We start from the raw sequence: 6294 nt of genomic DNA, 5'->3' as shown, positions 1-6294 counted from the left end.
TATTAACACTTTGACATAGACACTGGCATAGGGACGTTTTACAATAATCAGCAATAAGCGTAGCTGTCATACGCGCGTTGGATTGATATGCAAGTCTACGTTAAAAACGCTTAAACACTGTCATTTTACCTTTATCACCCTAAAATCATTTTGGATAAAAAAACATGAGTCTGCCAAGTCCTAACTCACAAAAACTAACGGTCACCAATTTTGATTTGCCTTCATTACATTTGTTAAGACCTGAACTTGCCGTGACGCTACACGATGCCGAAATGCATTTAAGTGAGTTTAATGACGACAGTAGTCAAGCGCCTTTGCTGCTTGATTCCGTGGATACCTTGGCGCAATTGGCAAAAGTATTGCGGTTAATTCAATTAGAGGAAGGCTATGAACTCGCCAATAGTCTATCGGCAGGACTGCAAAAAATCTATGACGAGCGCGACCAAGCTGGCAATGACATGATGATGGATGTGTCAGAAGGTATTATGACGTTGGCGCGTTATATCGAGTTTGTATTACTTAAAGAGACCATTGAACCTTCGTTGTTGTTGCCGATTATCAATCAACTTCACAGTGATTTGAATCAGCCATTGCTTCAGCTGTCAGACTTAACTGCCAACAAAAACAGCAGTATCGTGATTGCCAATCCAGAACAAAATTACCAACCGTTAACATCACTCGGCATTGACCCAAAAAAATTGGTGGAAGCTTATCGCGCAGGCCTGAGCGTAGCACTTACTGCACAGAGCAATCAATTATCGCCTAAAGAGCTAGAAAAACTCAAAGCCATGCAAGCTGCGTGTGAAATGGTTTCAAAACGTACTGATAGTCTGTTTTGGCATGCTGCTGATGCGGCTGTATCAGATTTGGCGGAGGCTTTACCGCTTAGCAACCTGCAAAAGCGGGCGCTCATTTTTGTTGAACAACAATTTAATGACTATCTACCTGTCAATGATTCTCGCTTTGCTGATTTGGTGCAATTTGCCAGTTCAAGAGATAGCCAGCTTGCTTTGCAAGTTCAGCACAAATTCTCGACCAATACCTTAGATGAAACCCAGTTAAAAACCATGCGCCGCTTCCTATTTGGACCTGACCGTGAAGTGACTAGTACGCTTAACCAGCTCATCCAGCAAGAAATTGATTTGATTAAATCTGCCAGTGATAGTTATGCCCGCCAAGATAATCTCAACTCAAGCACAGATGAGATTGATAGCATGGCGCAGCATTTGCATGATTTAAGTAGCGTGTTTAAAACCTTAAATTTAAATGAAGTTAGTGCAGCGCTGTCTCAACAAATTGGCAAAGTAAAAACTTGGACGCAGCCAACCCCTGATGATTTTGATGGCTTGCTTGGCACTTTAATGATGGCAGAAAATGCGGCGATTAACCTAGCAAAATCACATACCCCAGGTGCGGTGACATTGCCGGTGTACAACCAGACTATTTCGCTACATCAAATCGAAACGGCTCACAACACGCTCGTCCAAGAAAGCCGTACCGCCATTGCCACCATTGAAACTGCGCTCAATGATTATCTAAATGACACCGACAAAGATATTCTACATATCACGCCTGTGCCTGATATTATGCGGGCTATCTCGGGTGCTTGCTTATTTTTAAACTTACCTCGGCAAAGCCAACTGCTCAAACGCGGTGCCATAGTGCTACAAAGTTTAATCGAGCAACAGGGTCGCGAGTTGTCAGAGCATGCGCTTGCTAAAATTGCCGATATTGTGATGTCAGCAGATTATTATCTAGAAAGTCTTGAAACGAACAAACCCGCAGGCAACCATGCAATGCATGTAGGCTATCGCAGCTTACAACACATGCTTGTGGCTTAGGGTAATTTGGTAACCAATATGACCGCATTACACCATTATTTGCTTATTTGTGATAACGATAAGTTCGCTTGTATAGGCGGACTTCCTTTTTTTTATCGTTGTGAGGACGTGCCCGCTCAGGCCGTTAAAGTGGACACCGATGAGGCAGGCAACAGTATTTATGCCATTGCCCATCAAGATATCGACTTGTCGCAATTGCCAGAAGAGATTACAGGACAGATTGAGTTTCTGCGCTTTCGACATCTGATTGGCAGCCTTGACGCCCTACAAACCAGTCAATTAGCCAAAGCCATGCAGCTGTTACGCTGGCGTCAAGATCATCAATTTTGTAGCCGCTGCGGTACGCCCACGGAGTTACACCCCATTGAAAATGCCACCGTTTGCTCCAGCTGCCATTATCACCAATATCCCAGAGTACAGCCTTGTATCATCACCGCCATCATCAAAACCACCGCGGATAAACCGCAGATTTTGTTGGCGCATCATCTACGGGCGACCGATAGCAAAATGTATACCGTGCTGGCAGGTTTTGTGGAAGTCGGTGAGAGCTTAGAGCAATGCGTGCATCGTGAAGTGATGGAAGAGGTGGGGTTATCTGTCAGCAATTTGCGCTATTTTGGCAGCCAACCGTGGCCTTTTCCCAGCAATTTAATGGTAGGCTTTATTGCAGATTACCAAAGTGGCGATATCACCATAGATAACAATGAGCTGATGGATGCCCAATTTTTTGATGTAGATAGCTTAGATGAAAACGGCCCTATCATCCCGCCAAAAGGCACGATTGCTTACCAACTGATCGAATGGGTCAAACAGCATTACCAATCTTAAACAGATTGATTAAGTGATTTGTTTTGATGATTTGTCTTGATAGGTTATAAGCGAAATAGGCATGAGCTATGGTAAAATATACACTGATGATTATAGTGAATAAAAATTGAGCCATGTCTGATAGCCAACCTGTTTTCAAGGTACCTAATCTATTTAATACGTTAAACTTAAATAGCCTAAGTATCGAGCATCAACGATTAATACAACAAATCGACCAAGTCCTGCCGCAAACCCAATGCGGGCTATGCGGTCATCCTGAAGGCTGTCTGCCGTATGCCACCTCAATTGTCACACTGGGTGAATCGCATAACCAATGCGTGCCTGGTGGACAATCAGTCACCGACCGAATCGGCAAACTGCTTGGGCGTATCCCGCTGACAGCTGAAGCCTCAAAGTGGCAAACGGATCCCGCTACCAATCGTCCGATGGAAATGCGAGCCATCATTCGAGAAGAAGATTGCATTGGCTGTACCAAATGTATTCCTGCGTGTCCTGTCGATGCCATTATTGGCTCAGGCAAACGTATGCACACCATTTTTACCGACCTATGCACAGGTTGTGAGCTGTGTTTGCCCCCCTGTCCAGTGGACTGCATCGAGCTGGTGCCCTTCACACGGTTGATGGATGACGCGACAAGACAAACCGAGCAAGACGGATTACGCGCGCGCTATTACGCCCACCTTGATCGTATCGAACGCCAAGTCAATGACAACACCAATGCCAAACCTGTGGTCAGTATGGTACAAGCCAAACTCAATGATATCAAAGTCGATATCGATGAAGCAGCAGCTAAAAACGCCATCGAAGCGGCAAAACTACGCACCCAAATCAAAAAATTAGAAAAACAACTTGCCGTACGCGCTGATGACAACAAACAAGCCTTGGTACAAGCCTTGCAGCAGCAACTTGCGACACTGCCATAACCTAAAGAGTGCATAATGGTTGCCAACATCAAACCAAAAATCCAAGTGCCCAAAACCGCAGAGACGCCGCCATCACGGCGCATGCCCAATAACAACGTGTTGCCGTTTTTCCAAAAACTAGCCGCAGCCATTGAAAAACCAGAGACGGAACTGGAATATCAAAGCAACTTTGAATTGTTGATCGCAGTCATACTGTCGGCACAAGCCACCGATGTCAGTGTCAATCTGGCTACCCGTAAACTGTATGCCGTCGCCAATACCCCGCAAGCAATTTTGGATTTGGGTGAAGCAGGGCTAAAAAGCTATATCAAAACCATTGGGCTATACAATAGCAAAGCCAAAAATGTGATGAAATGCTGTCAAGACTTGGTGAATAAATTTGCTAGCGAAGTGCCGCAAACCCGCCAAGAGCTTGAAAGCCTAGCGGGGGTAGGGCGAAAAACTGCCAATGTGGTGCTCAACACCGCCTTTGGGCAGCCTACTATGGCTGTGGATACCCATATTTTTCGTGTCGGCAATCGCACAGGCTTGGCAACGGGTAAAAACGTGCGAGAAGTGGAAGATAAACTCATCGCGCGAATACCACAGGACTATATATTGGACGCGCACCATTATTTGATTTTGCATGGGCGTTACACCTGTAAAGCTAGAAGTCCCGAATGTGGCAAATGCCCAGTGTATGACGAATGTATGTTTAAAGACAAAGCCAAGTTTATTGAAAAATAAGTTGCTTAAAATTGACACAGAATGTTAAATAACCAATTTTTTAATTCCAAATTTGCCTATGTATATTCATAATTTCCTACAAGTTGCGATGGGAATAAATAGAGAAAGCCAACAGACTTTGCTATAATCAACCCACTTTTAGGCTACTTTTTTACAAGCAGTTTTGTAAGCAACTTTACTAACAAAAAGGAAAAACTCATGGCAGATTTTAACCAAATTCTTGATGCGGGTGATGTTGATGGCGGCGTGATTAACGTGGTTATCGAGATTCCAGCGGGTTCAAACAACAAAATCGAATGGAACCGTAAACTTGGCGTGATGCAACTTGACCGCGTAGAGCCACAATTATTTGCCAAACCAACCAACTATGGTTTTATCCCACAAACCCTTGATGAAGATGGTGACGAATTAGACGCACTGATCATCACTGACACCCCGCTACCAACAGGCATCTTTATCGAAGCCAAAGTCATTGGCGTGATGAAATTCGTGGATGATGGTGAAGTGGATGATAAAGTGGTTGTAGTACCTGCCGATGACCGCAACAACGGTAACGCTATCAATACCCTAGCAGATTTACCACAGCAATTGATTAAGCAAATCGAGTTCCATTTCAATCACTATAAAGATTTGAAAAAAGCGGGCACAACCAAAGTTGAAAGCTGGGGCGACATCGAGGAAGCCAAAGCGGTGATTAAAGAATCACAAAAACGCTGGACAGAACAAGCCTAATTGTTCGCCTTGAATTTCGCGAACCTCTAAGTTCAAAAACCCTACTTACAAGGTAGGGTTTTTTTATTGCTATTTTAGCCCTCGTTTTTTACAATAACGGCATTTTTTTATTAAGTTGTTTCAAGAGTCGTTATGCAAGCCACACCGTTATACTATCGTCTCGCCATGTCACTGTTAAAGCCACTATACCAACTAAAACTTGCGAGCAAAACCACCTTGCCTAATGAAAAGCAGCAACGCTTCGGTCAAGTGTTTCCTGAGATTCACACCCGCCAGCCGATAATTTGGTGTCATGCGGTGTCCCTCGGTGAAACCAATACCGCCGAACCGATTTTAAGAGATTTGCTCGCGCAAGACTATGCGCTTTGGGTGACCAATACCACCCATACAGGCTATAACCGTGTTGAGCAGCTGTTTGCGCCGGAGATAGCAGCCGGCAAGGTGTACCATAGTTTTGTACCGGTCGATAGCAAAGCGGTGATTGATAAATTTTTGACCCATGTCCAACCCATCGCCGCGTTATTTATCGAGACTGAATTGTGGGGCACCACGCTTGCTGAATTGAACAAGCGTCAAATTGCCACGATTTTGGTCAATGGTCGCTTGTCAGAAAAATCCTTTAAGGGATATCAAAAAGCTGCCAAGCTGAGCCAAAGTATGATGGAGAACTTAAACCTTATCATCGCCCAAGACAGCGATTCTGCCAAACGCTTTCGCCAATTGGGCGCTACCAGTGACAAAATCCGCATTGCCAGCTCGCTTAAATGGTCTAGTAAAACCAACCCGTTGATGCTAAGCCGTGCCGAAAAGTTAAAACAAAGTTGGAACTTGTCAGATCGCGCCGTGATTTTGGCAGCCAGCACCCATGAAGGCGAAGAATTAGCAATTTTAGACAGTTTTTTAACCGTGAAATCCCAGTATGCCAACCGTCATCCGCTGCTCATTATCGTACCACGTCATCCTGAGCGGTTTGATGATGTCGCCAAATTGATTGATTCAAAAAATTTGCCGGTGATTCGGCGTAGTCAAGATGGCGAACCTGCCAAAAACCAGAGCGTTTATTTGGCAGATAGTATGGGTGAGCTTGGCGTGTGGTATGCTCTTTCAGACATTGCCATTGTCGGTGGGTCTTTGGTTAATATAGGTGGGCATAATCCGATAGAAGCAGCCATTGTCGGCAAGCCAATTATTATGGGGCAATATACCCAATCTTGCCAACTGATTGTGGATCAGTTAAAACAAGC

Annotated in this window: 6 protein-coding genes; all 6 read left to right on the top strand. The window is 44.6% G+C overall.

The features are described 5' to 3' along the window. The first annotated feature begins 164 nt into the window (after positions 1-164). On the top strand, positions 165-1841 hold the full coding sequence (locus RT064_RS10790) for a hypothetical protein (RefSeq protein ID WP_313063359.1): 1677 nt from the start codon (positions 165-167) through the stop codon (positions 1839-1841). 18 nt (positions 1842-1859) lie between these two features. Beyond that, entirely contained in the window at positions 1860-2669 is an 810-nt protein-coding gene (gene nudC, locus RT064_RS10785; RefSeq protein WP_313063358.1) for an NAD(+) diphosphatase, read from the top strand. A 113-nt stretch (positions 2670-2782) separates the two neighbouring features. Further along, a complete protein-coding gene (locus RT064_RS10780) occupies positions 2783-3592 on the top strand; it encodes an RnfABCDGE type electron transport complex subunit B (RefSeq protein ID WP_313063357.1) in 810 nt (269 codons plus the stop codon). Between the two features lie 81 nt (positions 3593-3673). Beyond that, entirely contained in the window at positions 3674-4318 is a 645-nt protein-coding gene (gene nth / locus RT064_RS10775; RefSeq protein WP_313063360.1) for an endonuclease III, read from the top strand. Between the two features lie 198 nt (positions 4319-4516). Further along, complete coding sequence (locus RT064_RS10770; protein ID WP_060994803.1) at positions 4517-5050, top strand: inorganic diphosphatase; 534 nt, start codon at positions 4517-4519, stop codon at positions 5048-5050. A gap of 132 nt (positions 5051-5182) precedes the next feature. Continuing rightward, positions 5183-6294, top strand: a 1112-nt coding sequence (locus RT064_RS10765; RefSeq protein WP_313063355.1) for a 3-deoxy-D-manno-octulosonic acid transferase, incomplete at its 3' end; no start/stop codon positions are given.

This window comes from Moraxella sp. CTOTU49097 (genome assembly GCF_032064105.1).
GTDB classification, from domain to species: domain Bacteria; phylum Pseudomonadota; class Gammaproteobacteria; order Pseudomonadales; family Moraxellaceae; genus Faucicola; species Faucicola osloensis_B.
This window is presented reverse-complemented; position numbering and strand designations above follow the sequence as displayed.